The 26,365-nt window shown below is 67.3% G+C and carries 23 protein-coding genes and 1 pseudogene; 18 read left to right on the forward strand and 6 right to left on the reverse strand.

Annotation, left to right across the window (positions count from 1 at the left end; all coding sequences use genetic code 11):
* Positions 1 to 39: 39 nt before the first annotated feature.
* The 4 genes from NQ152_RS04725 (at position 40) to NQ152_RS04740 (ending at position 5,105) form a co-directional block, all read left to right on the forward strand.
* The gene (locus NQ152_RS04725; protein ID WP_257523175.1) at positions 40 to 1,332 is read left to right on the forward strand and encodes a serine hydrolase; all 1,293 of its coding nucleotides are present in this window, start codon (positions 40 to 42) and stop codon (positions 1,330 to 1,332) included.
* Between the two features lie 10 nt (positions 1,333 to 1,342).
* Positions 1,343 to 2,299 (forward strand): DMT family transporter, encoded by a 957-nt coding sequence (locus NQ152_RS04730; protein ID WP_257501141.1) that lies wholly within the window; start codon positions 1,343 to 1,345, stop codon positions 2,297 to 2,299.
* Positions 2,300 to 2,439: 140 nt separating this feature from the next.
* On the forward strand, positions 2,440 to 3,279 hold the full coding sequence (locus tag NQ152_RS04735) for a class II glutamine amidotransferase (RefSeq protein ID WP_257501019.1): 840 nt from the start codon (positions 2,440 to 2,442) through the stop codon (positions 3,277 to 3,279).
* Between the two features lie 173 nt (positions 3,280 to 3,452).
* Positions 3,453 to 5,105 carry a thiamine pyrophosphate-binding protein gene (locus NQ152_RS04740; protein WP_257523176.1) on the forward strand — a complete coding sequence of 551 codons (1,653 nt, stop codon included), beginning with the start codon at positions 3,453 to 3,455 and terminating at the stop codon, positions 5,103 to 5,105.
* A 102-nt stretch (positions 5,106 to 5,207) separates the two neighbouring features.
* Here the strand turns inward: NQ152_RS04740 and NQ152_RS04745 are convergent, their stop codons facing one another.
* Positions 5,208 to 5,723, reverse strand: a complete 516-nt coding sequence (locus NQ152_RS04745) for a VOC family protein (RefSeq protein ID WP_257523177.1) — start codon at positions 5,721 to 5,723, stop codon at positions 5,208 to 5,210.
* 2 nt (positions 5,724 to 5,725) lie between these two features.
* On the reverse strand, positions 5,726 to 6,754 hold the full coding sequence (locus tag NQ152_RS04750; protein WP_257523178.1) for a zinc-dependent alcohol dehydrogenase family protein: 1,029 nt from the start codon (positions 6,752 to 6,754) through the stop codon (positions 5,726 to 5,728).
* A 120-nt stretch (positions 6,755 to 6,874) separates the two neighbouring features.
* Here NQ152_RS04750 and NQ152_RS04755 point away from each other — a divergent pair, with 120 nt between their 5' ends.
* Positions 6,875 to 7,513: a glucose-6-phosphate isomerase family protein gene (locus NQ152_RS04755; protein ID WP_257523179.1), complete on the forward strand. Its 639-nt coding sequence runs from the start codon at positions 6,875 to 6,877 to the stop codon at positions 7,511 to 7,513.
* Positions 7,514 to 7,571: 58 nt separating this feature from the next.
* Complete coding sequence (locus NQ152_RS04760) at positions 7,572 to 8,486, forward strand: MurR/RpiR family transcriptional regulator (protein WP_257501028.1); 915 nt, start codon at positions 7,572 to 7,574, stop codon at positions 8,484 to 8,486.
* 58 nt (positions 8,487 to 8,544) lie between these two features.
* Here NQ152_RS04760 and NQ152_RS04765 read toward each other — a convergent pair whose 3' ends face one another.
* Entirely contained in the window at positions 8,545 to 9,585 is a 1,041-nt protein-coding gene (locus tag NQ152_RS04765) for a zinc-binding dehydrogenase (RefSeq protein WP_257523180.1), read from the reverse strand.
* A 223-nt stretch (positions 9,586 to 9,808) separates the two neighbouring features.
* Between NQ152_RS04765 and NQ152_RS04770 the strand changes: the two genes are divergently transcribed.
* From NQ152_RS04770 to NQ152_RS04810, 9 genes are all read left to right on the forward strand, one after another.
* Complete coding sequence (locus tag NQ152_RS04770; protein WP_257523181.1) at positions 9,809 to 10,900, forward strand: sugar ABC transporter substrate-binding protein; 1,092 nt, start codon at positions 9,809 to 9,811, stop codon at positions 10,898 to 10,900.
* Positions 10,901 to 10,973: 73 nt separating this feature from the next.
* Positions 10,974 to 11,975: an ABC transporter permease gene (locus NQ152_RS04775; RefSeq protein ID WP_257501031.1), complete on the forward strand. Its 1,002-nt coding sequence runs from the start codon at positions 10,974 to 10,976 to the stop codon at positions 11,973 to 11,975.
* Positions 11,972 to 13,489, forward strand: coding sequence for a sugar ABC transporter ATP-binding protein (locus tag NQ152_RS04780; protein WP_257501032.1), 1,518 nt, complete (start codon positions 11,972 to 11,974; stop codon positions 13,487 to 13,489). Before NQ152_RS04775 ends, NQ152_RS04780 begins: the two co-directional genes overlap by 4 nt.
* A 5-nt stretch (positions 13,490 to 13,494) precedes the next feature.
* On the forward strand, positions 13,495 to 14,511 hold the full coding sequence (locus tag NQ152_RS04785) for an ABC transporter permease (RefSeq protein WP_257501033.1): 1,017 nt from the start codon (positions 13,495 to 13,497) through the stop codon (positions 14,509 to 14,511).
* Positions 14,512 to 14,519: 8 nt separating this feature from the next.
* Positions 14,520 to 16,019 carry a xylulokinase gene (gene xylB, locus NQ152_RS04790; RefSeq protein WP_257523182.1) on the forward strand — a complete coding sequence of 500 codons (1,500 nt, stop codon included), beginning with the start codon at positions 14,520 to 14,522 and terminating at the stop codon, positions 16,017 to 16,019.
* Positions 16,016 to 16,966 (forward strand): NAD(P)-dependent oxidoreductase, encoded by a 951-nt coding sequence (locus NQ152_RS04795; protein WP_257523183.1) that lies wholly within the window; start codon positions 16,016 to 16,018, stop codon positions 16,964 to 16,966. The genes xylB and NQ152_RS04795 overlap by 4 nt, the downstream gene beginning before the upstream one ends.
* A gap of 17 nt (positions 16,967 to 16,983) precedes the next feature.
* Positions 16,984 to 17,634, forward strand: coding sequence for a bifunctional 4-hydroxy-2-oxoglutarate aldolase/2-dehydro-3-deoxy-phosphogluconate aldolase (locus NQ152_RS04800; protein WP_257523184.1), 651 nt, complete (start codon positions 16,984 to 16,986; stop codon positions 17,632 to 17,634).
* Positions 17,635 to 17,645: 11 nt separating this feature from the next.
* Positions 17,646 to 18,557, forward strand: a complete 912-nt coding sequence (locus NQ152_RS04805) for a shikimate dehydrogenase (protein ID WP_257523185.1) — start codon at positions 17,646 to 17,648, stop codon at positions 18,555 to 18,557.
* Positions 18,554 to 19,528, forward strand: coding sequence for an aryldialkylphosphatase (locus NQ152_RS04810; RefSeq protein WP_257523186.1), 975 nt, complete (start codon positions 18,554 to 18,556; stop codon positions 19,526 to 19,528). The genes NQ152_RS04805 and NQ152_RS04810 overlap by 4 nt, the downstream gene beginning before the upstream one ends.
* Positions 19,529 to 19,780: 252 nt before the next feature.
* Here the strand turns inward: NQ152_RS04810 and NQ152_RS04815 are convergent.
* From NQ152_RS04815 to NQ152_RS04825, 3 genes and pseudogenes are all read right to left on the reverse strand, one after another.
* Positions 19,781 to 19,966: pseudogene (locus NQ152_RS04815) on the reverse strand (transposase); the annotation flags it as partial.
* A 361-nt stretch (positions 19,967 to 20,327) separates the two neighbouring features.
* Positions 20,328 to 21,095, reverse strand: a complete 768-nt coding sequence (locus NQ152_RS04820; protein WP_257523187.1) for an SDR family NAD(P)-dependent oxidoreductase — start codon at positions 21,093 to 21,095, stop codon at positions 20,328 to 20,330.
* 33 nt (positions 21,096 to 21,128) lie between these two features.
* Positions 21,129 to 22,529 carry an amidase gene (locus tag NQ152_RS04825; protein WP_257523188.1) on the reverse strand — a complete coding sequence of 467 codons (1,401 nt, stop codon included), beginning with the start codon at positions 22,527 to 22,529 and terminating at the stop codon, positions 21,129 to 21,131.
* A 100-nt stretch (positions 22,530 to 22,629) separates the two neighbouring features.
* Here NQ152_RS04825 and NQ152_RS04830 point away from each other — a divergent pair, with 100 nt between their 5' ends.
* From NQ152_RS04830 to NQ152_RS04840, 3 genes are read left to right on the forward strand one after another with little or no spacing between them, the layout of a single operon-like run.
* A complete protein-coding gene (locus NQ152_RS04830) occupies positions 22,630 to 24,207 on the forward strand; it encodes a sugar ABC transporter ATP-binding protein (RefSeq protein WP_257523189.1) in 1,578 nt (525 codons plus the stop codon).
* The gene (locus NQ152_RS04835) at positions 24,197 to 25,198 is read left to right on the forward strand and encodes an ABC transporter permease (RefSeq protein ID WP_257523190.1); all 1,002 of its coding nucleotides are present in this window, start codon (positions 24,197 to 24,199) and stop codon (positions 25,196 to 25,198) included. The genes NQ152_RS04830 and NQ152_RS04835 overlap by 11 nt, the downstream gene beginning before the upstream one ends.
* A 48-nt stretch (positions 25,199 to 25,246) precedes the next feature.
* Complete coding sequence (locus tag NQ152_RS04840) at positions 25,247 to 26,284, forward strand: substrate-binding domain-containing protein (protein ID WP_257523191.1); 1,038 nt, start codon at positions 25,247 to 25,249, stop codon at positions 26,282 to 26,284.
* Positions 26,285 to 26,365: the final 81 nt, after the last annotated feature.

Raw genomic sequence — 26,365 nt, forward strand, 5'->3', positions numbered from 1 at the left:
GGTGTGTTTGAATTCATTGCAGAGACCGGGGGGTGAAGAATGCGGGCTCGACCGACAAGACGACGACGTGCGACGTTCGCGTTCGCGTTCGCGTCCATCGTCGCGCTCTCGCTGGTCGCGACGGCCTGCGCTCCCGATGCACACGTCGAGATCGATGTGCCCCCTCAGACCGCCGCGGCGCTCCCGGACGAGACCGTACAGCAGCTGCAGGATGCCGTCACCCATGCCATGACCGCCGCCGGCGCATCCGGAGCGATCGTCGGCGTGTGGGCGCCGTGGAGCGGCGAATTCGTCACCGGACTGGGCGTGGAATCGCCCGGAGGCGATCAGCCGGTCAGCGCGGAAATGCAGTTCCGCGCGGCCCAGCTGACCCGTCCGATGATCTGCGACGTCCTGTACGCGGTCGCCGACGAGGGCACCGTCCGACTGGACGACGCGGTCGCCGAGTGGGTCTCCGGGTTCCCGGACCTCACCGACATCACGCTGGATCAGCTGTGCGACAGCACCTCCGGCATCGGCTCGTACAGCTCGCAGCTGGCCGGCATGTTCCTGTCCAACCCGGGCCGCGTGTGGAACCCGCGCGAGCTGGCCAGCTACGGCATCGGACAGCCCCGCGGGGGCGAGCCCGGTGCCGCATACCGCGACTCCGACGCCGGGTACGTGATCCTCGGCGTGGCTCTGGAACGCGCCACCGGGCGCAGCGCCGCGCAACTGCTCACCGAGTACGTGTTCGATCCGCTGGATCTGACCGAGACCCGCCTGCCGGGCGCGGTCGCCGCTCCGCCGTCGACCGGCCCGGTGCTGACCGGTCATCATTCCCTGCGCGATGGTGCCGGCACCATGAACTGCGCCGAGCCGCTCGAGATGACCTCGCTCTCGGCAAGCAGCGGCTTCACCGATTCGGGTGTGGTCACCGACATCGACGACATCGGCCGCTACGTGCAGGGCCTGGCCACCGGCGCGCTCCTGCCCGAGGGTGCGGACCGCTTCGAACAGCCCCTCGCCGTCTACGCCGACGCGCCCTCCTGGTACACGACCCGCGGTGGAGCGATCCAGGCCGGCTCCCTCGTCGGTCAGTCCGGCTCGGTCCCCGGATATGCCACGGCCGCCTTCTCAGACCCCAAATCAGGGCTGACGGTCGCCGTGGTGCTGAACAACTCGGCCGTCGGTGGCGGGTTCACCCAGTATCTGGCATGGGAGCTGGCAGCGATCGCCTCGAAGGCTCCGGCAGCGGCAGGGGCGACCGCCCCCGATGCCGGGCTGCCGTGGACTGCGCAGCAGTACCACGAACTGATCGCGGCCTCCGCGATCTGCTCCGCACCCGCTGGGTGAGCCCGGCGTGGTGACGTCCCGAGCGGGCACCACGCCCGCGGTCGTCCTGGTCCTGGTCGGCTTGGCCTGTCAGGAAGTGGGCGCATCCCTGGCGATGCTGCTGTTCCCGCAGGTGGGTCCGCTCGGCATGGTCATGCTCCGCCTGGTCTTCTCGGCCGCGCTGCTGCTGCTGATCGCCCGGCCGGGGCTCCGCGGTCATTCACGCGACGGCTGGCTCGCCGTCGTGGGCTTCGGCGTCGTGCTCGCCGTGATGAACGGACTGTTCTACCTCGCGCTCGAGCGCCTCCCCCTCGGCGTCACCGTGACGATCGAGGTGCTGGGTCCGCTGGTCCTGTCCATCGTCGCCAGCAGGCGGCTGTCGGCCTGGCTGTGGGCGCTGCTCGCACTGCTCGGTGTCGTCGCGCTCGGCGGCGGCGGATGGGAGCGGCTGGATCCGATCGGCGTCATCTTCGCCCTCGGTGCGGCAGCGAGCTGGGTGTTCTACATCCTGGGATCGGCACGGGTGGGGAGGGAGTTCCCGAAGCTGGACGGGCTTGCGCTTGCGATGACCGTCGGCGCCCTCATCGCCCTTCCCTTCGGCATCGCCTCGGCAGGCACGGCGCTCCTGCGTCCGGATCTGCTCGCGCTCGGAGCCGCGGTCGCCATCCTCTCCTCCACCATTCCGTACGCCTTCGAGCTGATCGCCCTGCGGCGGCTCCCCGCCGCGGCGTTCGCGATCCTGATGTCGCTCGCGCCGGCCACCGCATCACTGGCCGGCTGGCTGCTGCTCGGGCAGGAGCTGGTCTGGCTGGAGATCCTCGGCATCGCCCTGGTCATCGCCGCCAGCATCGGGGCCGTGCGCTCCTCGAGCAGGGCGGGGCGCGCAGCCGCATCGGCACGGGATGCCGCAGCCGACCGATCCGACCGGCTGTCCGACCGGAACCCCGGCCGAGAGCCCGAGACGCCGTTCGCTGAGCCGCTGGCGTGACGATGCGGTGCCGCCGGAGGCACCCGGCGCAGCGGTGCCGAGGGGGGATGCCGGGGCGCGAGTCGCGCGCGTAGCCTGGTCGCGAGTGTCGCGAGGGCCTCCGCTCCCGGCCGCCCGGGCACTCGGAGAGGACGCACCGCATGTGTCGCTGGCTCGCGTATCGAGGGGCGCCCCTGCAGCCCTCCCTGCTCATCCTGGACGCGCAGCACTCGCTCGTCGCCCAGTCCTTGAACTCGCCGCTGGGGGCAGAGACCGTCAACGGCGACGGGTTCGGCCTCGGCTGGTATCCCGCCGAGGCAGAGGCCGGCGGCATCCCGGCCGTCTTCCGCAGCATCGAGCCGGCGTGGTACGACCAGAACCTGCGCGAGATCAGCCGGGCGGTGCGCAGCCCGCTGTTCTTCGGGCATGTCCGCGCGGCCGGCGGCCCGCCGATTCAGCAGACCAACTGCCACCCGTTCCGCTACGAGAACTGGCTGTTCATGCACAACGGCTTCCTGTCGGAGTTCGGCCGGGTCAAACGCGATCTGACCTTCGCGATCGACCCCTCGCTGTACCCGCACGTCCGCGGGACGACCGACTCCGAGGTGCTGTTTCACCTCGCCCTGACCTATGGTCTGCAGCAGGACCCGGTGGCGGCGATGGAGCAGGCCATCCGACGCGTCGAGTCGGTCGGTCGAGAGCACGGCGTGGCGTATCCCATGCAGGGGACTCTGGCCGTCTCGGACGGGCAGACCCTCTGGGCGTTCCGGTACTCGTCGCAGGGGCGGTCGCGCTCGCTGTTCCACTCAGCGGACATCCCCACGCTGCGCGAGCTGTACCCGGACATCGAACGGTTCCGGATCTTCGACGACAACGCGCACGTCGTGGTCTCCGAGCCGCTGAACGATCTGCCCGGCTCGTTCGTGGAGGTGCCGGAGGCCACCGTGCACATCCTGGGTGCCGATGGTTACCACCACCGGCCGTTCCTGGCTGCTGCGTGAGCGCGCGGCCGGCCATCAGGTCGGGCCGGCCACCGGCGAACCGGTGATCGCGGCATCGATGTCGTTATGCAGCAACGGAATATCGCGGATGCGCCTCATTCATTGGACGACGATCTCGATTCTCCGTACCGTGTGGATCAGGACGCCGACGACCTCAGAAACGGATCAATGCAATGTCGCAGACGATGAGGGTGGCCGATGCGCTCGGCCGCATGCTGGCCGAGCTGGGTGTATCGCAGGTGTTCGGGGTGGTGGGCAGCGGCAACTTCCGGCTGACCAATGCGCTGGTGGCGGCCGGAGCGAATTTCGTCGCGGCGCGCCATGAGGCGGGTGCGGCGTCCATGGCCGACGCGTTCTCGCGCATCACCGGGCAAGTCAGCGCACTGAGCCTGCATCAGGGCTGCGGACTCACCAACGCGCTGACCGGGGTGACCGAAGCGGCCAAGTGCCACACACCGCTGCTCGTCCTCGCCGCGGACACCGCGGTAGGTGATGTCACCTCGAACTTCTATATCGACCAGGATGCCGCGGTGATGGCGGTCGGTGCCACGCCGATGCGCATCCATTCGGCCGAGACTGCGCTGGCGGACGCGGCGCGGGCGTTTCGAGTCGCGCAGATCGAGCGGACCACGGTCGTCCTGTCATTGCCGATCGACATCCAGGACCGCACGATCTCGTATCCGGGAACCCGCCCCGCCTCGAACGTGCACGTGCCGACGCCGCTCGTCTCTGGCTCGGATGCCGCGGCCCTGGTGGAACTGCTCGCGCATGCGGATCGGCCGGTCATCATCGGCGGCCGAGGCGCGCGAGGCGCAAAGGGCGGTCTGCGGGAACTCGCCGCAGCTTCGGGTGCCCTCCTGATCGCCTCGGGAGGCGGCCGTGGGATCTTCGAGGGCGACGAATGGGCGCTCGATGTCGTCGGAGGATTCGCGACGGACAGCGCCGCAGAGCTCGTTCGCGACGCCGACCTCATCGTCGCATTCGGGGTCGCACTCAATGACTGGACGACGCGCGGAGGGACCCTCCTTGAGAAGGCGACCCTGGTCCAGGTCGACGACCGCGTCGAGGCGATCGGCAAGCACCGTCTGGTGGATCTGGGCATCGTCGGCGACACCGCCGCTGTGGCACGGGCCGCGTGCGAGGCGCTCGAGGCCATGGGCCCGCCCCGCCCGGGCTACCGCACACCCGAGGTGGCCGAGCGCGTCCGCGCCGCCCGATACTGGTCCGAGCAGTCGGTGGACGCGGTCGAAGAACCCGGCTTCGTCGACCCTGCAGCGCTGACGAACGCCCTCGACGCGATGCTGCCCGACGAACGCGTCGTGGTCGTCGACGGTGGCAACGTGAACGCGTATCCGGGGGCGCACCTGCGCGTGCCCGACGACGAGGGTTACGTGCTGCCGCTGTCGTTCCAGTCCATCGGCCTCGGGCTGGCCAGTGTGATCGGCGCTGCCGTCGCACGTCCGGATCGCCTCGCCGTGCTGGGCACCGGCGACGGGTCGCTGCTGATGGGGGCCGTGGAGCTGGAGACGGCGGTGCGCCTGCGCCTCAAGCTGCTGATCATCGCGTTCAATGACAGCGCCTATGGTGCCGAGATCCATCTCTTCCCGGACTCCACAGCCCAGGAGCAGGAGATCGTCCGATTCCCGGACACCGACATCGCGGCGATCGCCCGCGGCTACGGGTGCGACGCGATCACCGTGAGGTCGCTCGAAGATCTCGGCGGCGTGTCGGCCTGGCTCGAGTCCGATCAAGAGCGCCCTCTGGTGATCGACGCGAAGATCACCGGTCGTCCTTCCTGGCTCATGGCCAGGGAAGAGGGCCACTAGTCGGCGCGAATCCGGTCCGACCCCCCACACAGAACGCCCGGTATGCGAGCCGCGTGCTCGCAAACCGGGCGTTCTGCGGCGCCACGCAGGGCGCCGATCGATCTACCGTGCAGACCAGAGATCGGGCTTGCCGTCGGAATCGAGCTTGAGCAGCGCGCCCGAGTCGTCCACGATCGGCTGCGGGTCCGCGCTGACGTACTCCAAGCGCACGTTGCCCAGATCGGCCTTGTCGGTGAACCACAGCACGACGTGGCCGTTCTCGTCGATCGACTGTCCGTTCACGGTGAACCCCATGGCCTGCATCTGGGCCATCCTGGCCTCGATGTCGGGCGTGTTCATGAAGCCGAGGTGATGGAAGCCCTCGCCTTCCGTGACGGCGTGGGTGCCGGCGCCGTGGAACTCCATCAGCTCGATGTGCGGCGGCCCCTCGAGGCTGAACGAGATGCGCGCGTCGTGCCAGTGCGGCTCCGGGTTGCTGGCGTCCGCATACCGCTCGGTGCGATAGCGGGCGATGGGGCTGAAGGTGTACCCCGTGACCTTCGACCAGTGGGCGATGGCCGCTTCCAGGTCTGCGACCAGGAAGCCGATGTGGTGGATCAATGGTGCGTCAGCGGTCATGGTCACAGCCCCTTTCCGGGCTCGAATACGGTCTTGACCTGGGAGGAGTCGCCCAGGTTGGAGAGGGCGCGCGAGAAGTCGTCGAAGCCGACGACATCCGTCACGATGCCCTCGGTCTTGATCGCTCCCGATCGCAGCGCGGTCATGGATCGCTGCATCGTGAACGCCTGCGCGAACGAGCCCTTGATCGTCAGCTCGCGGCTGAAGATCTCATACGGCCGGATACTCGCGGTCGCGTCCTCGCCGGCCAGACCGTAGACGAGCACGGTGCCTCCCGTCGCGGTCAGACGGATGCCGAGCTCGAGCACGGCGGTGGATCCGGTCGCCTCGACGACGGCGTCGAAGCCGTTGGGCGCAAGCGCACGCAGCGCAGCCTCTGCCGCGTCGGCGTTTCCGCGATCCATCTGGACGGTCTCGTCCGCACCGAACTCCTTGGCGAGGGCGAGTTTGCTGGCCGTCGGCGCAGCGACGACCACGCGCGCGGCGCCCGTCGTTTTGAGCAGCTGAGCGAGGATCAGGCCGGTCGGTCCCGCGCCGAAGATCAGGACCTCGGAGCCCGGCTTGAGGGCCAGCATGTCCGCGCCGTGCATGGCGCACGCCGTCGGTTCCGCCAGACCGGCGGTCGCCACATCGAGCCCATCCGCGGAGAAGGTCTTCGCGGCGCGGACGGCGACGTACTCGGCGAAGCCGCCTGCCTCGTTGCAGCCCAGGGAGACGAAGTTCTCGCAGAACAGCGCCCTGCCGGTCAGGCAGGGTCCGCACTCGCCGCAGTGGATGGTGTTGTCGACCGTGACGACGGTGCCGACCGCCGGAGAGGTGACCCCCTCGCCGAGGGCGACGACCCGGCCCAGGATCTCGTGGCCGGGGATGAGCGGCAGCTTCGCGATGAACCCACCGTGAAGGAGGTGCTCGTCCGTGCCGCAGACGCCCGTCCTGATCACCTCGAGCAGCACCTCGCCGCGCGCCGGCTCCGGGGTCGGGACATCCTCGACAGCCCACTGCGATCCCTCACGGAAAACAATCGCCTTCATACTCACTACCTCCGTCGGTTGCCTCAATGCAACATCTGTCTATGGTAGTAAGACTACTTGATCGGGCGGGCCGGACCGTCTGCGCCGGTCATAGGTGCCAAGTTTGAGTAGTATTACTACATGGATTCACTCAACGCCGAGCCCACGGCAGAACCTCACATCACTCCGGCGCTGCTCACCGTCATCGCCGACGGCGGCCTGGAGGGCACGCCCGACATCTACCGGGTGCCGCTCGGACGGCTCGACGGCGTGTACTCCGACTCCGCCGCCTACCGCGCCGAGACCGACCGGGTGGGAGCCGACGCCGAGGTGTACTCGGTGCGCTCGCATTCCTATGCCGACGGTCCGGGCTCTCTGACGATCGGCACGAGCCGGCTCGAGCCGGGCAAGATCGGGCTCGAGTACGCACTCACGCGCGGCCACCTGCACCGGCGAGCGGACAGAGCGGAGCTGTACTACTGCCTCTCCGGACGCGGAGTGATGCTCATGGACACCGTCGACGGCCGGGCCAGCGCGATCGAGCTGACACCGGGCAAGGCCGTGCACGTGCCCGGGGGGTGGATTCACCGCAGTGTCAACGTCGGCGCCGAGCCCTTCGTGACGCTGTTCTGCTACAACTCCGACTCGGGCCAGGACTACGAGATCATCGCCGACGCCGGGGGCATGAGTCAGCTCGTCATCGACGATGGCCTCGGCGGGTGGGCGGCAGTCCCCAACCCCCAGCACACGGGTTACCGCGCTTCCACGGCCTCGGAGTGAAGCGGCGAAAGGCCCTAGTCTCGATGCGGGCAGTGTTGCACGAGACCGGAGCGGAACCATGGCGGCAGACAAAGGGCACGGGATAGTGTCACCGCACGACCGCGAGCACCACTCCGGCGACCCGCAGAATTCGCTGCTGGACCGCATCTCGCAGCACCTGGACGAGATCAGTCCCTCCGAGCGCAAGGTCGCCGATCTGATCCTGCTGGACCCGGTGGCGTTCACCACGATGACGATGGCTCGCGCAGCCGGAGCCGCCGGAGTGAGCGAGCCGACCGTCATGCGGCTGGCGCTCTCGCTCGGCTGCGACGGCTTCCAGTCGTTGAAGATGGCCCTCGCGCAGGCGGTGGCCCTGGGCATGCCGGTCACCTTCTCGGCGATCAACGACACCGACTCGGTCGCCGACATCGCCCGGAAGGTCTTCGATCACACCATCACGAGTCTCGACAAGGCTCGCCACGCTCTGGATGTCAGCGCGATCGAGCGCTCCGTCGAGTTGATCCTCGCCGCCCCGACCGTGGTGTTCGTCGGCTTCGGCGCCTCCAGCATCATCGCCCTGGATGCCGCGCAGAAGATCCCGGTGTTCGGCCGGCCCCTGCTCGCTCCGAGCGATCCGCATCAGGCGTTCATGGCCATCGCGACGGTCCCGCCGCCGTCGGTCGTCGTGGCGATCTCCAACTCCGGGCGCACCACCGACGCGATCCGGCTCGCCGAGGTGGCGAAGTCCCGATCGCTGCCGGTCATCGCCATCACCGGAAGCGACGACACACCCCTGTCCGCAGTGGCGGACGTGCCGATCGTCGTCCGCACGTTCGAGAACACCGACGTCTACACGCCGGCCGTGAGCAGGATCGCCGGCCTGGCGGTCGTCGACATCATCGCCGCCGCGCTCGCCATCCGGCGCGGGGACCAGCACCACGAAGGGTTCCGGGCGATGAAGGCGAGCCTGCTCGAGTTCCGAAGTCAGCCATAGCCGAGAGGCACGAAGGGCCACCGGAACCGATCCGGGGGCCCTTCGCACGTGTGCCGATTCAGTCGACGGTGATGACGACCTTGATCTCGGTGCCGGTGCTGGCCAGATCGAACGCGTCCGCCGCGCGTGCGTAGTCGAACCGGCTGGTGAGCATGACGGTGGGATCGACCGCACCGGAGCGGATGATCTCGATCGCGCGCTCGTAGTCGGCGGTCACATAGGTCGCCGCGCCCTGGATGCGGATCTGCCGGTCCTGCACTGTGGGCAGATCGACCGTCACCGGGCGCGAGGGCACTCCGACGATGACGACCGCGCCGCCCTGGGCGACCACGCGGACCGATACGTCCACCGTCGTCTGCACCGAGACGCAGTCGAAGACGACGTCGGCCGACTCGCCCAGCGCGGCGGCCACGGTGCCGACGAAGTCGGCGTCGGCGGCGTCGACCGCGGCATCCGCACCCAGCCGCAGCGCGATCTCGCGCTTGGAGCCGAGCAGATCGCTCACCACGATCCTGCGCGCACCGGCGGCACGGGCGGCGGCGAGCATGAGCAGGCCGATCGTGCCGCAGCCGTGGATGAGCACTGCCTTGCCCTGCAGGTCCCCGGTCAGACCCGCGGCGTGAACGGGCGTCGCCAAGGGCTCGATCAGGATCGCCTGGTCGTCGGAGAAGTCCTCCGGAACGACGCGAAGCCGGTCTGCGGGGATGCTGAAGGTCTGCGCCATGCCGCCCTCACGGTAACCGCATCCGAAGAATCCGAGATTCTCGCACACGTTCACGTTGCCCGCCCGACAGACCTTGCACTCCCCGCAGGGGAGGGTCGGCTCGGGCGTCACGCGCGTGCCGACGGCAAGGCCCGTCACGTCGGAGGCGACCGCTTCGACGACTCCGACGACCTCGTGGCCGGGGTAGTACGGGGGCTTCATCTGAGGGTGCTTGCCGTGGAGCGCGTGCGTGTCCGAACCGCAGACCCCGGCGATGCGCATCGAGACCAGCGCCTCACCTGCGCCGAGCTCGACGGCGGGTTCGGTGACGACATCAACGACGCCCGGCGCCGACACGAGGATCCGCCAGCGCTGATCCGAGGAAGTGGTGGTCATGATGGCCTGCTCCTTCGCGTTGCGGCAGGGGTCGCGAACGCAAACCCCGCTGGTTTGTCTTGATTATAGATGTAGTGCAACTACGAATTTAGCCACCAGGTCGGGAGCGACGGGGTCAAATTGGCCGACTTCGGGCCTGCATGTGTAGTATCGCTACGAAGCCGAGTGTCCCGTCGGCATCATCAGCAGCAGCAATGCACAACGGAGTGAGGAGATTTCAGGAATGATCCGGAAATCCAATCAACGCATCATCGGCGCGGGTATCGCGGCCCTCATGGCGGGAGCTGCCCTGACCGGCTGCTCCTCTGCCGCGGAGGACGCAGGAAACGCCGCCCCCGTCACATCGTCGGATGTCGAGCTTATCCAGGGGGTTCGCAGTCTCTCCAACGCGTACCACGCGAACTGGGTGGACGGCGGAGACCTCTTCGGTGAGTTCGCCGACCTCGAGGTCATCACGATCACCGACGAGTCCGACTCGCAGCGCCAGCTCTCGCAGGTGCGCGCCCTCGGCGCGTCCGGCAAGGTCTTCGCACTCAACGTCGACCCGAACACGTCCTCCGACACCGAGGCGATCGTCAACGCGGTCACGGATGCCGGCGGCTTCGTCGTCACGCAGTGGAACAAGCCCGACGACCTGTTCCCGTGGGACGTCAGCGACAACTGGGTCGCCCACATCAGCTTCGATGGCCGCACCAGCGGCCAAGAGGTCTCCGAGGCGCTGTTCGACGAGATCGGCGGCGAAGGCAACATCATCGCGCTGCAGGGAATCCTGGACAACGTGCCGGCCAAGCAGCGCTTCGAAGGCCTCCAGAACGCACTGGCGGACGCGCCGGGCATCACCCTCCTCGAGGAACAGACGGCCAACTACAGCCGTTCCGAGGCGCTCACCGTCACCCAGACGCTGCTCGCCAAGCACGGCGGACAGATCGACGGCATCTGGGCGGCCAACGACGAGATGGCGCTCGGCGCGATCGAGGCACTGCGTGCCGCGGGCCTCGAAGGTCAGATCCCGGTGGTCGGCTTCGATGCCGTCCCCGAGGCGCTCGAGGCGATCGAAGACCCCGCGTCCGGCTACATCGCGACCGTCTCGACGGACCCGTGGTGGCAGGGCGGCGCCGGACTGGCGATCGCCTATCAGGCTGCGACGGGCGAGATCGACGTCGCCAAGCTCTCGCACGAGCAGCGTGCCTTCTACGGCAGCCAGACGGTCGTGACGGTCAAGAACGTCGCCGACTACCTGCAGGCGCCGCCGCTGGACAAGCTCGTTCCGGACTTCGAGAACCCCTGGCTGCGCAGCCAGGGCGCCATCAAGTAGAACCCCTCACCGTCGGCTGTCCGCGCATCGCGGGCAGCCGACGGTGGCTCCCACCCCCGCACCAGGAAGCCCCATGACTCACACCGCCGCACCGCCGACGGCGCCGCGCTTCGCGGCCGCCTGGAAGCGTCGACTGCTCGACGGCGGGCCGCTCGTCGCGCTCGTCGCCCTGATCCTCATCTTCGCCGTCGGGAATCCGGCGTTCCTGAGCCCCGGGAACATGGGCATCCTGCTCTCGCAGTTGGCCATCCCCCTCGTCATCGCGACCGGGCTGACCTTCGTGATCCTGCTCGGCGGAATCGACCTGTCGATCGAGGGAGTCATGGCGACCTCCTCCCTGGTCTTCGTCCTCACCGCGGCGAACGATCGCAACGACATCTCGCTCGGCGTCGGCGCCGTCGTCCTCGGCATCCTGGCCGGCACCGCCATGGGAACGGCCAACGGCGTGCTCAACGTGCGCTTCGGCATCCCCTCCTTCATGGTCACCCTCGGCATGGGCGCGATCGGCATCGGAATCGCCACCGTGCTGTTCGGCGGGCGCTCACCCCGGTTGCTCGATCCCGCGCTCAAGTCGATCGGCACCGGCAACACCTTCGGGATCGCGAACATCTTCCTGATCGCGGTCATCGTCCTGGCCATCGGCTACCTCATCCAGCGCTTCACCAAGATCGGCCGTTACGGCTACGTCATCGGCGGGGACGAGGGCATCGCCAAGCTCTCCGGCGTAAAGGTCTCGCGCTACAAGATCGCCGCGTTTGCGATCGGCGGGACGACCGCGGGCATCGCCGGCGTGCTCGTGGGAGCCCAGCTCGGTGTGGGCTCTCCGACGATCAGCCAGGGCTTCCTGTTCACCTCGATCACCGCCGTCGTGCTGGGCGGAACGCTGCTGACCGGCGGCCGAGGCGGCGTGATCCGCAGCCTGGTCGGCGTGGCCATCATCATCGTCCTCGGCAACGGCCTGATCCTCATGGGCGTCGACTCCTACGTCCAGATCGCCGTCCAGGGACTCGTCATCATCGCCGCCGTCATTGCGACCGGATGGCGCCTACGCACACGGGTGAGGGTCATCAAATGAGTGCCGCACTGGAAATCAGAAACGTCACCAAGCGCTTCCGCGGCGTGGTTGCGCTCGACAGCGTGAGCTTCGAAGTGCGGCGGCACGAAGTCGTCGGCCTCATCGGCGAGAACGGCGCAGGAAAGTCGACGCTGCTGAAGATCCTCGCCGGCGTGTACCAGCCGGACGAGGGAGAGATCCTGCGCTCGGGCAACGTCGTGACGTTCCGCACGCCCAGCCAGTCCGCAGCAGCGGGCATCGGGATGGTGCATCAGGAGCAGTCGCTGATCCCCACGGTGACCGTCGCCGAGAACATCCTGCTCGGCGCAGAGGGCGATGCCGTCCGCTTCGGCATCTACAACTGGCCGCGCCTGAACGCGATCGCGCAGCGCCAGCTCGACAAGATCTCTTCGCCGATCTCGCCCACCGCCATCGTCGAGACCCTGAGTTTCGCCGAGCGGCAGATGGTCGAGCTGGCCAAGGCGCTGTACGTCGAGGAGGTGGCGAGCATCGAGCCCGTCATCGTCCTGGACGAGCCCACCAGCGTGCTCGAGGGTGCCGAACTGGAGACGCTCTTCGAGGAGATCGAGCGGCTCCGCGCGTTCGCCTCGGTCGTGTTCGTCTCGCATCGGCTCGACGAGGTGCTGCGTGTCTCCGACCGCGTGTACGTCCTCAAAGACGGTCACTCCGTCGGCGAGATGGCCGCCGCCGACGCCGACGTTGACGCTCTGCACCACTTGATGGTCGGGCGCGCCAGCTCCGCGGAGTTCTATCACGAGGACGAGCAGCTCCCCGTCGCGGGCAACCCCGTCATCCTCTCCGTCGACGGCCTGGGCAAACGCGGCGCCTTCGAAGACGTGTCCTTCGAGGTCCGGGCGGGCGAGGTGCTCGGAATCGCCGGCGTTCTCGGCTCCGGCCGCGAAGAGCTCAGCCGGGTCCTCTTCGGCGCCGAGCCGTCCACCTCGGGCCGCATCGTCTACGACGGCAAGACCACTCGGTTCCGTTCGCCGGTGGATGCCGTCGCAGCAGGCATCGGCTACATCCCCGCCGAGCGCCGCATCGAGGGAATCGCCGACGGCATGAGCGTGGAGGAGAACATCTTCCTCGTCGACCCCGGTCCGGTCAGCTGGGGGCCGTTCCTCAAGCACCGCGCGGCAAGAAAGTCCGCGAAGGAGTGGATCGCGCGGCTGCGGGTGCGCACCCCCGATGGCCGGGCGAACATCGGCAACCTCAGCGGCGGCAACCAGCAGAAGGTGGTGCTGGCCAAATGGCTGAACTCGCCGAAACTCCGCCTGCTGATCCTGGATCACCCCACACGCGGACTTGACGTCGGCGCCAAGGAAGACGTCTACACGTTCGTGCGCGAACAGTGCGCGAAGGGCATGGCCGTTGTCCTGCTGGCCGATTCGCTGGAAGAGACGATCGCCCTGAGCCACTCGATCATCGTGATGCGCGACGGCCGCGTGGAACGGCGTTTCGACTCGCCGCCGGGCAGCAAGCCCACCCCCGTAGAGCTCGTCGAGAGGATGGTGTGACGGCCATGGCCAGCAGCACTACCGCGCCCGGTCCGGCCGGACCGGTCACCACGTCCACCGCACTGATCCGGAGGGTGACCGAGAAGAACCGTTCCCGCCTGGTCACCCTCGTTCCGCTGGTGGTCCTGGTCGGCCTGATCCTGGTGGTCGCTCTGCGGCAGCCGAACTTCCTGAACATCACCAGCGTCCGCGGGCTGCTCGAAAGCATGGCCCCGATCCTGCTGCTGGCGATCGGGCAGATGTTCGTCATCCTCACCGGCGGCATCGACCTGTCCTTCGCGGTGACCGCTTCGTTCGGCACCGTTCTGCTCGCGCTGTGGATCCCCATGATGGGTCCCGGGGGCGTCCTGTTGATGCTGGCCGCACTGGCCCTCATCGGATTCATCAACGGGTACGTCGTCGCGGTCGCTCAAGTGCCCTCCTTCATCGTCACCCTCGGATCCCTCGGCCTGTACACCGGGCTCGGGCTGTGGGTTTCGGGTGCGTCGACGATCCGCATCAGCGAAGGCTTCGAGGCGCTGTCCTGGCTTGCCGATGCGCGCGTCGCACAGCTGCCGCTCGTGGGCGTGCTCTCCATTGCTCTGGCGGTCATCGTGGCTGTGGCCATGTGGGCGCTGAACCGGGGACGCAGCCTGCACGCGATGGGCCTGGCAGAGCCGGCCGTGCTGATGTCCGGCGTCTCCACGCGCCGCCTGCGCGTCCTCGCCTTCACCCTGTGCAGCCTGTTCGCCGGGTTCGCCGCGATCGCTTTGGCCGCTGCGCAGCGATCCGGCGGCCCCACGCTCGCCGATACGCTGCAGCTGCCCGCCATCGCGGCCGTCGTCATCGGCGGCACCGCCATCACCGGCGGCGTCGGCGGCGCGATCAAGACACTGATCGGCGCCCTCATCATCGTCGTCCTGCGCGTCGGCCTCACCGCGATGGGTGTCGATCCCGCCTACGAGCAGATCGTCTACGGTGCGGTCATCATCCTGGCCGTCGCGCTGACGATCGATCGCTCGCGCCTCCGCAGCATCAAGTAGGCGTCGCCGTGATCATCGCGCACGATCTGGGCACGACCGCCGACAAAGCGTCGTTGCACACGGACGACGGAACCCTCGTCACCTCCGCCACGGCCGCGTATCCCACGCAGTACCTGCCCGGCGGGGCGGTCGAGCAGAATCCCCACGATTGGTGGGATGCCGTCGTGCGGTCCTCGCGGGAGCTGCTCGAGCGCACCGGAACGAGCGCGGGAGACATCTCCGCGATCTCGGTGTCCGGGCACATGATGGGCGGCGTCTTCCTCGACGGCGACCTGGAACCCGTGCGGGCGGCCATGATCTGGGCGGACACGCGCAGCGGAGCGGAGACGGATCGCCTGATCGCGCGTGTCGGGCAGGATGCGGGGTACCGGATAACCGGGCATCCCCTGAACCCGACCTACACGCTGCCCAAGGTGATGTGGGTGCAGGAGCGGGAACCGGACGCGTGGGGTCGGGTGCGGCACATCGCGTTCGCCAAGGACTACGTCAACGCGCGACTGACCGGGCGACTGGTCACCGACGCGTCGGACGCGTCGGGAGCCAGCGCCTACGATCAGTCGGCGCGCGACTGGTCGCAGGAGCTCCTCGATGCCGCCGGCGTCCAGAAGGCCCTGTTCCCCGAGATCGCCGCGTCCACGCAGATCCTGGGCGGCCTCCTGCCCGAGCCCGCCGCGCTTCTCGGTCTGCGGCCCGGCATCCCGGTCGTCGTGGGCGGCGGAGACGGCCCGATGGCGGCGCTGGGCGCCGGCATCGTCGCGCCCGAGGACGGCGCGTACGTGTCGCTCGGAACGAGTTCATGGATCTCTTTCGCCGCCGACGCGCCCCTGCACGACCCGCATCGGCGGACGATGTCCTTCAATCACGTGGTGCCGGGCCGGTTCGTCCCGACCGCCACGATGCAGACCGGCGCAGGCGCCCTCGACTGGATCGCCGGAGTGCTGGAACCCGGCGGCGGCAGCGACCGGTTCGCGCGCCTGGTCGGTGAGGCGGAGAACATCGACGCATCCGGCGAAGGGCTCTACTTCCTCCCGCACCTGCTCGGTGAGCGTTCGCCGCACTGGAACGCGACGGTGCGCGCATCCTTCGTGGGCCTCTCGCGCGCCCACGAACGCGCCCACATGACGCGCGCCGTCCTGGAGGGCGTGGCGTTCAACCTCGGCACCTGCCTGCGCGCCTTCCGCCAGTCCGGCGCCCGGATCGACCGGGTCGACGCCGTGGGCGGCGGCGCGAAATCCGACACCTGGCTGCAGATCCTCGCGGATGTCTGGGGCGTGCCGGTCCGGCGCCGCACGATCGTGGACGAGGCCAACAGCCTGGGCGCGGCGGTCCTGGGCGCCATCGGAATCGGCGCGGTCGCGTCGGCGGATGCCGCGCGTGCGCTCTCCGAGGTCACGGCCGTGTTCGAACCGGATGCCGCCCGTGCGGCCGCATACGCCAGCGGGCAGGCGAGATTCGAGGACGCCTACCAGCGCCTCGAGGGATGGTACGACGGCGGAGGCTCAGCATGAGCGCGGTCGTCCTCGTCACCAGCCGCTCGTTCGGGTCCGGGACCTTCGACGGGCCGGGCCTGCTCAGCGCCGCCGGATACCGCGTCATCGTGAAACCTCCCACGCACGACCTCGCCGACCTCGCCGACACGCTTCCGGAGGCCGTCGCATGGATCGCCGGCACCGGGCCGATCGGGGCCGACCACTTCGCGACCGCGCCGGCCCTGCGCATCCTCGCCCGTTACGGTGTCGGCGTCGACGCGGTCGACCTCGCGGCGGCTGTCGAGCGCGGCATCCCGGTCACCAACACCCCCGGTGCCAATTCCGAATCGGTGGCCGACCTGGCGCTCACGTCGATCCTGGCCGGCCTGCGCGGGATCTCCGCCGGGGATGCCGCGGTTCGCCGCGGGGACTGGGGCGCCTCCCGCGGACGGGAGATCTCTGGGCAGCGCATCGGCATCGTCGGCTTCGGGCGCATCGGCCGGGCGCTGGCCACGCGTGTCATCGCGCTCGGCGCCGATGTGCTCGCCTTCGATCCGTACCTGCCCGCCGATGCCCCTCTGCCCGACCGGGTGACGCGCGCCCATGCTCTGAGCGACCTCGCCTCGTGCGCAGCAGTGTCTCTGCACTCACCCGGCGGAGAGCAGATCATCGGACCCGAGTGGCTCGCCCTGGCGCGCGAGTCGGTGCTGGTGAACACGGCGAGGGCGGATCTGGTCGATGAGGCCGAGGTCGCGGCAGCACTGCGCGCCGGCGGGCTGGCGGCCTACCACGCCGACACTCTGGGCTCGGAGTCGGCGGAGACCTCCAGCCCGCTGCTGAGCGAAGACCTCGTCGGCAGGGTCTGCATCACACCGCACTGGGGCGCCCAGACGATCCAGGCGATCGACCGGATGACGCAGATGAGCACCGAAGACGTCCTCGCCGTCCTCGCGGGCCGCGTGCCGGCGTATCCCGTCACGTCATGAACGAAAGGCATCCAGCTGTGAAGATCCCCCTCGACGTCCTGCATTCCGTCGGCGTCATCTCCGTCATCCGAGCCCCGTCCGCCGCGGCGGCCATCGGGGCCGCCGATGCACTCGTCGAAGGAGGAATCCGCGGCATCGAGATCACCTATTCGACGCCGGACGTGCCACGCGTGCTGGAAGCGCTGCGCGGCCGCTACGGGTCTGATGTCGCCGTCGGCGCGGGCACCGTCACGACAGCCGATCAGGCGCGACTGGCGGCCGACAGCGGCGCCGAGTTCCTGGTGGCGCCGGGGTACTCCGCGGCGGTGGCCGAGGCGATGATCGGGACCGGTCTGACCACGATGATCGGAGCACTCACGCCGACCGAGGTCATGCTCGCCGCCGAGAGCGGGGCGGATGTCGTCAAGATCTTCCCGGCCAGCCTGGGCGGACCGCGCTACCTCGGTGCCCTCCGAGGGCCGTTTCCGGACGTGCCGCTGATGCCCACCGGCGGTGTCAGCGTCGCCAACCTGCATGACTGGTTCACCGCAGGCGCCCTCGCCGTCGGAGTGGGCGGAGAGCTGGTCTCGAACGCGGACTTCGCAGCGGACTCGTTCGCCGGGATCACCCGCCGCGCCGTCGAGTTCGCAGCCGCGCTGCGCGCATCCCGGGAGTCGGTGTCCGCATGATCGGCGGGCGCATGGGATTCGTCGGTGTGGACACCGCGCACTCGTCCATCAACCGGGTGTTCCCGCTCTGGGCCGAAGAGCTCGGTCTGGCCAGCGGCGATCTACGTGGCTTCGACATCCCTCTGGGCGCGGCCGACTCGGATTACCGCGACGTCGTGGCGAGGATCCGCGACGACGCCGGCCAGGCCGGTGCGCTGGTGACCACCCACAAGTTCCGCATCTACGAGGCGGCGAGCGACATGTTCGACGCCATCGACCCGTTCGCTCTGGCCTGCGGCGAGATCTCCTCGATCTACAAACGCGAAGGGGTGCTCGGCGCCTCCGCGAAGGACCCCATCACCGCCGGCGCCGCCCTCGAGGCCTTCCTCCCGGACGATCACTTCGCGCGCACCGGGGCCGGGGTGGTCTGCCTGGGCGCGGGCGGATCCGGCACGGCGCTCTCGTGGTACCTCGCCCACCGTGAAGACCGGCCCGCGTCGGTCACGATCACCGCTCGTCGTCAGGCGGCCCTGGATCACCTCCGCGGAGTGCACGAGCGCGGCGGGCTGGACCTGAGTCTGTTCCGCTACGCCCTGCTGGACTCCGACGACGTCGTCGGCTCGGCCGATCGCATCGTCGAGGCCGCGGGCGAGGGCGTGGTGATCGCCAATGCCACCGGCATGGGCAAGGACCGCCCCGGATCCCCACTGGGTGACGATGTGCGATACCCCTCGGGGGCGTACGTCTGGGAGTTCAACTATCGAGGCTCCTTGGAGTTCCTCCATCAGGCACGGCGACGGCAGGAGGAGCGCGCTCTGACCGTCGAGGACGGCTGGGTGTACTTCCTGCACGGCTGGACGCAGGTGATCGCGGAGGTCTTCGACGTCGAGATGACTCCGGAGCTGTTCCACCGACTCGCCCTCCGGGCGAATTCGGTGCGGTGAGCGACCCGTTCGTCCGCACGGTCCGCGGCGACGTCCGGCCCGACGCTCTGGGACCGGTGAACTACCACGAGCACTTCTTTCAGGTCAGTCCGCTGCTGCCGGGGGATGAGCTCTGCGACGAGGATGCCGGCATCCAGGAGGCCCGTCAGCTGGTCGCCTCCGGCTTCCCGGCCGTCGTGGACGCCACGCCCCTCGGGCTGGGGCGCAAGCCTCTCGGTCTGCGGCGCGTCTCGGCAGAAGCTGCCGTTTCCATCGTTGCGACGACCGGACGTCACCGAGACGCGCACTACTCCGATCAGGACTGGATCCTCGAACTGGGCGCCGAGCGGATGGGCGAGCTGTTCACGGCGGATCTGGTCGAAGGCATGCCGATCGATGACCGTGCGCTCGCTCCCGGCGCGGGGACGGTGGCGCGCAGCGATGTGCGGGCCGGCGTGCTGAAGGCGGGAATCGACTACTGGACGATCACCGCCGCGGAGCGCGAAGCCATCGCGGCCGTCGGGATCGCCCACCGCGCGACGGGTGCTCCGGTGATGGTGCACACCGAGTACTGCACCGCAGTCGATCTGGCGCTCGACCTGCTGGAGGCTGCCGGCGTGCCGGCGGAGCGGGTGGTGATCGCCCACGCGGACCGCACGCCCGACGCGGGGCTGCACAGCGCCATCGCCGCCCGGGGCGCGTACGTCGGCTACGACGGAGCCGGCCGGTACAAGGAATGGCCGGACTCGGTGCTGCTGGGCGCGCTCGAAGCGCTCGTGGCGGCCGGCGCAGGCGATCGGATCCTCCTGGGCGCCGATGTCGCGCGCTCCAGCCGCTACCGGGCCTACGGCGGTGTGCCCGGGCTCGAGTACCTCGGCCGGGCTTTCGTCCCTCGCCTCCGGGAGCGGGTCGGCACCCCCGCAGTGGAGACGATCACGACGGTGAACGCCGCACGCTGGCTGACGTGGTCGCCCACGCAGGCGCGCAGCTAGGCCCTGCGGCTCTGTCGGCTTTTCGCTTTGCGTGGCGCAGCCACAGCGAAAACCCCCGGAAAACCGGGGGTCTCGTGGAGGGGATGACGGGAATCGAACCCGCGCTATCGGTGACGTCCCGCTGAGTGGGGGAGTTTCTCAACACTGTGCGAGTCAGCTTCCGTGATTATGTCGCGGTCAATTCCGGGATCGCCACCTCCTCGTGTTAGGCCAGGAGCAGGGCCATGGAGTGCTGGCAGAAGTAGCGGCGGTCGTGCCGTCCCATTCGTCGTGCTGCTCGATCAGGACGTGCCCGGCCAGGCGGAACACCGCGGCCGGGTTGAGGAACGTGCCGACCACGTTGGCACGGCGTTTGATCTCCTTGTTCACCCGCTCAAGCGGATTCGTGGACCATATCTGCCGCCAGTGCGGGTACGGGAACTCCGCGAACGCAAGCAACACCGGAGTTGCTCGACTTCGAGCGCACGTGCGCGCCGCACTCTTCCTGCTGTTGCGTCGCCGGACCTCGTCACTTGAGAATCAAGCGCACGACGCGATGACGGAGCATCAAATCGTCGCGTCGTGCCGACGCGGTGGTGGGGAGTTCCCTCGCCCGCGGCCTGAACGTCCTGGTCAGAGGCTATTGCTCTCGCCGATTCAGCTCACGGGTAAAGTTTGGGTGACACCGAATCACGTCCGAGATCCTCGGAAACCCGCAAGTTTCTGCCGGTTTCGGCGTCTCAAGCGCTCGCGCGCAGACCGCCGAAGAGACCCACCGTAGAACCAGGTTGGCTCCGAAAAATGTGCAATTTGGGCTGCCTCAACTCATGTACTGGCCGCCGTTGACGTTGAGGTTCTGGCCGGTGATGAAGCCAGCACCGTCTGACATTAGGAAGGACGTTGCTTCGGCGACATCGGTGGGCGTGCCCACGCGCTTAATGATCTGCTCGGAGATGAACGACTGCTTGCGTTCTTCAGTCAACTGCCCGCCCATGATGTCAGTGTCGATTGGTCCAGGGGATATGGTGTTCGCTGTTATTCCGAAATGGCCGAGCTCACGTGCGATAGACCGGGTGAACCCTATTAGCCCAGACTTCGCGGCCGAGTAGGGGGTTTTGCTGAAGGTCCCGCCCCCGCGTTGGGCCGAGATCGAGGAAATGCTGACGATGCGGCCGACGCCATGCGACACCATCGAACGCGCTGCCCGCTGGGTGACGATATGCACACCTGTCAAGTTCACGTCAATTTGTCGGCGCCATTCTTCAAGCGTCAGATCAAGATATGGCGTGGGGGACGAAATGCCAGCTAGATTGGCGAGGCCGACGATGGGTGGCAACGACTTCTCCGCATCATCGATTGCCTTCACTACTGCTGCCTGGTCCGTGACGTCGGCGCCCCATCCGGCTGCACAGACTCCAAATCGCTCTGCAAGAGCGCTCGCCGTGTCAGCGGCCGCTCCGCCGTCCAGGTCGATGATGGCGAGGTTCCATCCGAGACCTGCGAGTCGCTCTGCGACCCTTCTGCCAATTCCGCGTTGTGAAGCGGCGCCGGTAACGATCGCGGTGCGGCTGTCGGGGAGATTACTCATCAGTACTTCCTTTTCTCGTGGTTGCTGGTTTCGCTAGCTGAACGCCGGAGGACGACGGGTGTGGTGCCCGGTGCGGGTTTGGAAAGCGTGCGCAAGGCCGACGATCGCGGCCTCTCCGTCGGGGCGTCCGACTAGCTGGAAGCCGATCGGGGCGCCAGACGCAGTCGCTCCGCCCGGAATGGTCATCGCCGGAAGACCCGCTGCGTTGATTGGGCAAGTCGCCATCATGATCTTGTCCCGCCACTCCGGTCCAACGCCGATCGCTTCCAAGTACCTCGCGCTTGGTGCCGCGGTTCCGGTCACCTGGAGGAGCACTGCATCCACGGTGGAAAGCACCGCCCGCATTCGCCCCGCGAAGCGTTCGCGTCGGCGCAGGATCTCCCGGTAGGTGCCTGCAGACATCGCTAGCCCCTGCTCGACAAGTTCTGCCAGTTGTGCGCCGTACGCCTGCGGCGAGCGGTCGTACCATCCGGCATGTACGGCAGCCGCCTCGGCAGCGCATGCGGGAGTCCAGTCGTCGACCATCTGGTGGACGGAAGGTAGGGCGACTTCGACGATGATGGCACCGAGCGCTTCGAATGCGGTTGCCGCGGCGAGCACCGAGGAACGCGTGTCGTCGTCACAGACAGCTAGAAACGACGGGTCAATCCCGATTCGCCGGCCGTAGGCTGACTGCTCTGCGTGGTTGCAAGCGGTGCGCAACGACTGCGGCTCGCGTCGCCCCAATGTAATCGGGTCATGATCGTCCGCGCCTGCAATGACGTCGTAGAGGATGGCGCAGTCGCGCACGCTTCGGGCGATTGGTCCCGGGCAGTCCAAAGTGCCAGCGAATTCCACCATGCCGGCCCGCGACACCCGACCCCAGGTGGGTTTGAGTCCGCTGAGCCCCGCAGCGGCCGATGGAAACCGAATCGATCCGCCGGTGTCCGACCCTAGCGAGCCGAAGCACAAGCCTGCGGCGGTGGCAGCAGCGCTCCCGCTCGATGATGCGCCGAGCCAAAGCTGGTCCCCCCACGGGTTGAGCGGCGTGCTGATGTCCGGGTGATGGGCGGCGAACGCACCCTCGGACATCTTTAGTTTCCCGATGATCACAGCGCCCGCACCACGTAACCTCGCGACAGCGGTCGAGTCCGAGTCTGCGAAGTTTTCGGCAAGTGCACGTGTGCCGGCCGTCGTCGCGGTTCCGGCAACGGCGAAGAGGTCCTTGACTGCAATTGGGACCCCGTGCAGCGGTCCGCACTCCTCGCCAGCCAGGCGCGCAGCGTCGCGCCCCGCCGCCTCACGGCGCGCCTCCTCGCCGAAGCGCTGACTATAACTCGACAGGTGCGAGTCATGCGCCTCAACTCGGGCCAGGATCGCCTCCGTGACTTCACGTGAGCTCAGCTCGCCGCGCTGAATGCGCGCAGCGACCTCGTGAATCTCCAGGAAGTGCATTGCTGCCTCCTTCGCTTGTCCGCAACCGGATCACAAACTTTGCGGTATTTCCTAGATCCTATAGTCTCCAGGAAATGCCAATCGTGGTCTGGAGATGCTTATGGGTTCGGGAGATGTGGCAACGGGCGTCAGCGACGCAGTGTCGCCGCTCATCGCGCTCCGCAACATCGCAAAGAGCTACGGCGACAATGCCGTCTTGCGGGGAGTTGATCTCGGCATCTCGCCTGGCGAAGTGATCGCACTCGCCGGGGAGAACGGCGCTGGCAAGTCCACTCTCATGAAGATCATCGCCGGGCTCGTTGACCCGGATACCGGTGGTATCACGGTCAAGGGTGAGCCACTGGCGCTTGGCCTCGTGCGCGAGTCGCGACGACATGGCATTGCAATTGTGCCGCAAGAACTCGCGCCTGTCCTGGACCTGCCCGTTTACGCAAACATCTTCTTAGGGCGGGAACGTCGTACGGCGTGGGGCGCGCTGGACCGAAAGATCATGATCCAGGAGTCGAGTCAGCTACTCCGCTCGTTCGAGCTGGATGTCGATCCGCGTACTACCATGCGCATGCTCAGCACTGCCACGCAGCAGCTGATCGAGGTTGTGAAGTGCACGTCGACAGGGGCGAGAGTCATCCTCCTCGACGAGCCCACGTCGGCCATTACGCAACACGAAGTCGACCAGCTCTACCGCATCATCACGGACCTGCGCAGTCAGGGCGTCGCCATACTTTTCACGACGCACAAGATGTCAGAAATTAGGGCGATCGCAACCCGGGTGGTCGTTCTTCGCGATGGTGTTCTGATCGCCGACGAACTCGCCGAGCGCATTTCGGATGGGCAAATTGTTACCGCGATGATCGGTCGCGAGCTGGGTGACTTGTATCCCGAACTGCAAGCACCCACGGGGACTGAACCGATGCTCTCGCTCCGAGGGATCAGGGTCAAAAGCGGTGGCCCGAGTGTGTCGCTTGACGTTCGCGCGGGCGAGATCGTCGCGCTTGCGGGTCTGCTTGGCGCTGGTCGCACCGAGCTCATCGAGACGGTATTCGGAGCACGCCGCCCACACGGGGGAACCGTGCTTCTCGACGGCAGATTAGTTCGACCACGTGACCCCCAAGGCGCGATTCGCGCTGGCATGGCACTGGTGCCAGAGGATCGCAAAGTCGGTGGTGCGGTTTTGTCGATGAGCATTCTGCTCAACGGGATCCTTCCTCGCCTGCGTCGTTTTACCACGTTCGGTTGGCTTTCAAAACGGTCGGCTAGCCAGCAGGTGGCGGAGACGATGGATGCCGTTCGGTTGAAGCGCACGAGCCTGAGGCAAGAGGTGGGTCACCTCTCTGGCGGTAACCAGCAAAAGGTTGTCATTGGACGGTGGTTGACCGGAGATGTACGAGTGCTTCTTCTCGACGAACCTACCCGGGGCGTGGACGTCGGCGCACGCGGCGAGATATACCAACTGATCGCCAATCTTGCCCGTGAGCGAGGCATTGCCGTGTTGATGGCGTCGTCCGACATGGCCGAACTGATCGGTCTCTCGCATCGCATCGCAGTCATGCGTGAGGGCGAGATCGTGGCTGAACTCAATCAGACCGATCACCCCAACGCCGAGCGGCTGCAGGAACTCGTGTTCCGTCACGCGGCCGGCATCGCCGACCCTGATCAGGAGAACAACTATGCGAGTTGACACGACAGTCATACCTGACGCCTCCAGAGCGCCCGGCGCGTTCTGGAGGTCGGGAGGCGGCACGTTCCTGATCCGGAACTCGATGGTCGGAGTGATGCTCCTCGCTGTAGTGGTGTTCACGATCGCGTCACCGCGGTTCGCGTCCCCGCAGAACTTGCAGTCCATACTCATCGCTGCCGCGCCGTTCGCTCTCATCGCGCTGGGCCAGACGCTGGTCATCCTCACCGGAGGCATTGACCTCTCCGTGGGATCGGTGATCGCCCTCAGCGCGATGTCCTCTGCGTGGTTCGCGGTCAAGGACCCCGAGAACATTTGGCTTGGATTCTTAATAGGCGTTGCAGCGGGACTGGCCGTCGGCGTCGTCAACGGGTTCCTTGTGTCGGTGCTCGGTATCGCCCCATTCGTTGCGACTCTATCCACGCTCACTGCGGCGAGCGGGCTGGCCTATGCGGTCGGAAAGGGCGCGCCAATTCTTGGTATCCCTCCGGCATACGGGGACTTGGCGAATACACGAATCGCCGGACTGCCGGTACCAGTGTGGCTCATGTTCCTCGGGCTGATCGTCATCGGACTGATGCTCCACAAGTTTGCCTTTGGCACACGCATCTATGCAGTCGGCGGCAACTCGGTCGCCGCCGAGATTGCTGGCATCAAGGTCAAGCGGGTGCGTTTTGAGGTCTACGCCATCTGCGGGCTTCTCGCGGGCATCTCCGGGGTACTGCTCTCTTCCCGTGTCGTTAATGCCGCGCCGAGCTTAGGCGCCGGCTACGAGCTGGACGCGATCGCTGCCGTCGTTATCGGCGGAGCAAGTCTCTTCGGTGGTCGGGGGACGGTTTGGGGAACTGCCGTGGGACTCCTCCTAATCCAGACCCTGAACAACGGCTTGGACATCATGTTGATCCCGTCGTACTGGCAAGACGTCATAAAGGGCGTACTCATCGCCGCTGCAGTCGGTATCGACGTGTTCGTCACGCGAAAACTCAATCGTTAGCAACACCTCCCCATCCACACCAACACACACACAGGAATAGAGGGTCACATGGCAACGTTCAAACCTCGGGCATACGCCGTCATTGGCACCGCCGCACTCGTGCTCGGCATAGCTGGCTGTGCGTCGGGCGACACAGGTGCCACTTCGGACGGCTCCGGAGAGCGCGTGCGCATCGGCGTCACAGTATACGGTCAGGACAACTTCGCGGCGCAGGGCAGAGAAGGAATCGAGGCGTACGCCGAGGCGCGCGACATTGAACTGCTGTGGAACTCGGCCGATGGCGATGTCGCGACCCAAGCAAATCAGATCGACCAGTACATCAACGCCGGTGTCGACGGCATCCTCGTCGCCCCGGTGCAGTTCGACTCTCTGGCGCCGCAGCTTGCGGCTGCGAAGGAAGCCGGTATTAAGATCGGCTTCGTCAACGCGACCGTTCAAGATGATTCGTCGGTCGATGTCGCGGTTCTGCCCGACAACGTGGCGGCGGGCCGCCAGGCTGCTCAGATGATGATGGATCACCTCGGAGGAGAGGGCAAGGTGGCGATTCTCCAGTGTTTGCTGGGCGCCTCCTATGAGATCCAGCGCACGCAGGGCATGGAGGAAGTCCTCGCCGACTACCCGGAGGTCGAAGTGGTCGCGAAGGACGGCGCTCCGAACATCGCCGAGGCAACCGAAAAGGTGAAGAACTGGATGACGGCGATCCCTCAGATTGATGGCGTCATCGCTTGCGGCGACGAGATCGGCCTAGGAGCGGTCCAAGCAGCTACCGAAAGCGGCAAGACAGTCGCGGTTGTCGGCGTGGACGCTACAGAGGACGGGCTCAACGCGATCAAGGATGGCCGATTCATCGGCTCGCAGATGCAGCACGCGCGAACCGAGTTCGCGGCAGGTCTTGCGGCGCTCTACCACGTCGTCGAGGGCGAAACTCTGGACAAGCTGTACACGTACACGATGGCGCCGGTAACTTCGGAGAACGTGGATGACTTCTATGGCAACGTCGTCTCAGACAAGGATCAGTTCCTGGCGCGAATCGCCGACGTCGTCGACCGGAATCTTGAGTCCGGGAAGCTCGAAGACGAGAGTTAGGCCGTTGTTCACGTCCTGCGGCCGAACGGCGTGTCGGCCGCAGGACGCGCTCCCTTGCCCCCTGAAAACGATGGACTTTCG

Source organism: Microbacterium sp. zg.B48, from assembly GCF_024623505.1.
Classification (GTDB): domain Bacteria; phylum Actinomycetota; class Actinomycetes; order Actinomycetales; family Microbacteriaceae; genus Microbacterium.

Excerpts from the sequence above, each read along its gene's own strand:
- NQ152_RS04840 (WP_257523191.1), top strand. The coding sequence starts at position 25,247 with ATGGCAACGTTCAAACCTCGGGCATACGCCGTCATTGGCACCGCCGCA.
- NQ152_RS04825 (WP_257523188.1), bottom strand. The coding sequence starts at position 22,529 with ATGCACTTCCTGGAGATTCACGAGGTCGCTGCGCGCATTCAGCGCGGC.
- NQ152_RS04805 (WP_257523185.1), top strand. The coding sequence starts at position 17,646 with ATGGGATTCGTCGGTGTGGACACCGCGCACTCGTCCATCAACCGGGTG.
- NQ152_RS04735 (WP_257501019.1), top strand. The coding sequence starts at position 2,440 with ATGTGTCGCTGGCTCGCGTATCGAGGGGCGCCCCTGCAGCCCTCCCTG.
- NQ152_RS04795 (WP_257523183.1), top strand. The coding sequence starts at position 16,016 with ATGAGCGCGGTCGTCCTCGTCACCAGCCGCTCGTTCGGGTCCGGGACC.
- NQ152_RS04785 (WP_257501033.1), top strand. The coding sequence starts at position 13,495 with ATGGCCAGCAGCACTACCGCGCCCGGTCCGGCCGGACCGGTCACCACG.
- NQ152_RS04725 (WP_257523175.1), top strand. The coding sequence starts at position 40 with ATGCGGGCTCGACCGACAAGACGACGACGTGCGACGTTCGCGTTCGCG.
- NQ152_RS04765 (WP_257523180.1), bottom strand. The coding sequence starts at position 9,585 with ATGACCACCACTTCCTCGGATCAGCGCTGGCGGATCCTCGTGTCGGCG.
- NQ152_RS04780 (WP_257501032.1), top strand. The coding sequence starts at position 11,972 with ATGAGTGCCGCACTGGAAATCAGAAACGTCACCAAGCGCTTCCGCGGC.
- NQ152_RS04755 (WP_257523179.1), top strand. The coding sequence starts at position 6,875 with ATGGATTCACTCAACGCCGAGCCCACGGCAGAACCTCACATCACTCCG.
- NQ152_RS04830 (WP_257523189.1), top strand. The coding sequence starts at position 22,630 with ATGGGTTCGGGAGATGTGGCAACGGGCGTCAGCGACGCAGTGTCGCCG.
- NQ152_RS04740 (WP_257523176.1), top strand. The coding sequence starts at position 3,453 with ATGTCGCAGACGATGAGGGTGGCCGATGCGCTCGGCCGCATGCTGGCC.
- NQ152_RS04750 (WP_257523178.1), bottom strand. The coding sequence starts at position 6,754 with ATGAAGGCGATTGTTTTCCGTGAGGGATCGCAGTGGGCTGTCGAGGAT.
- NQ152_RS04745 (WP_257523177.1), bottom strand. The coding sequence starts at position 5,723 with ATGACCGCTGACGCACCATTGATCCACCACATCGGCTTCCTGGTCGCA.
- NQ152_RS04820 (WP_257523187.1), bottom strand. The coding sequence starts at position 21,095 with ATGAGTAATCTCCCCGACAGCCGCACCGCGATCGTTACCGGCGCCGCT.
- NQ152_RS04760 (WP_257501028.1), top strand. The coding sequence starts at position 7,572 with ATGGCGGCAGACAAAGGGCACGGGATAGTGTCACCGCACGACCGCGAG.
- NQ152_RS04835 (WP_257523190.1), top strand. The coding sequence starts at position 24,197 with ATGCGAGTTGACACGACAGTCATACCTGACGCCTCCAGAGCGCCCGGC.
- NQ152_RS04775 (WP_257501031.1), top strand. The coding sequence starts at position 10,974 with ATGACTCACACCGCCGCACCGCCGACGGCGCCGCGCTTCGCGGCCGCC.
- NQ152_RS04770 (WP_257523181.1), top strand. The coding sequence starts at position 9,809 with ATGATCCGGAAATCCAATCAACGCATCATCGGCGCGGGTATCGCGGCC.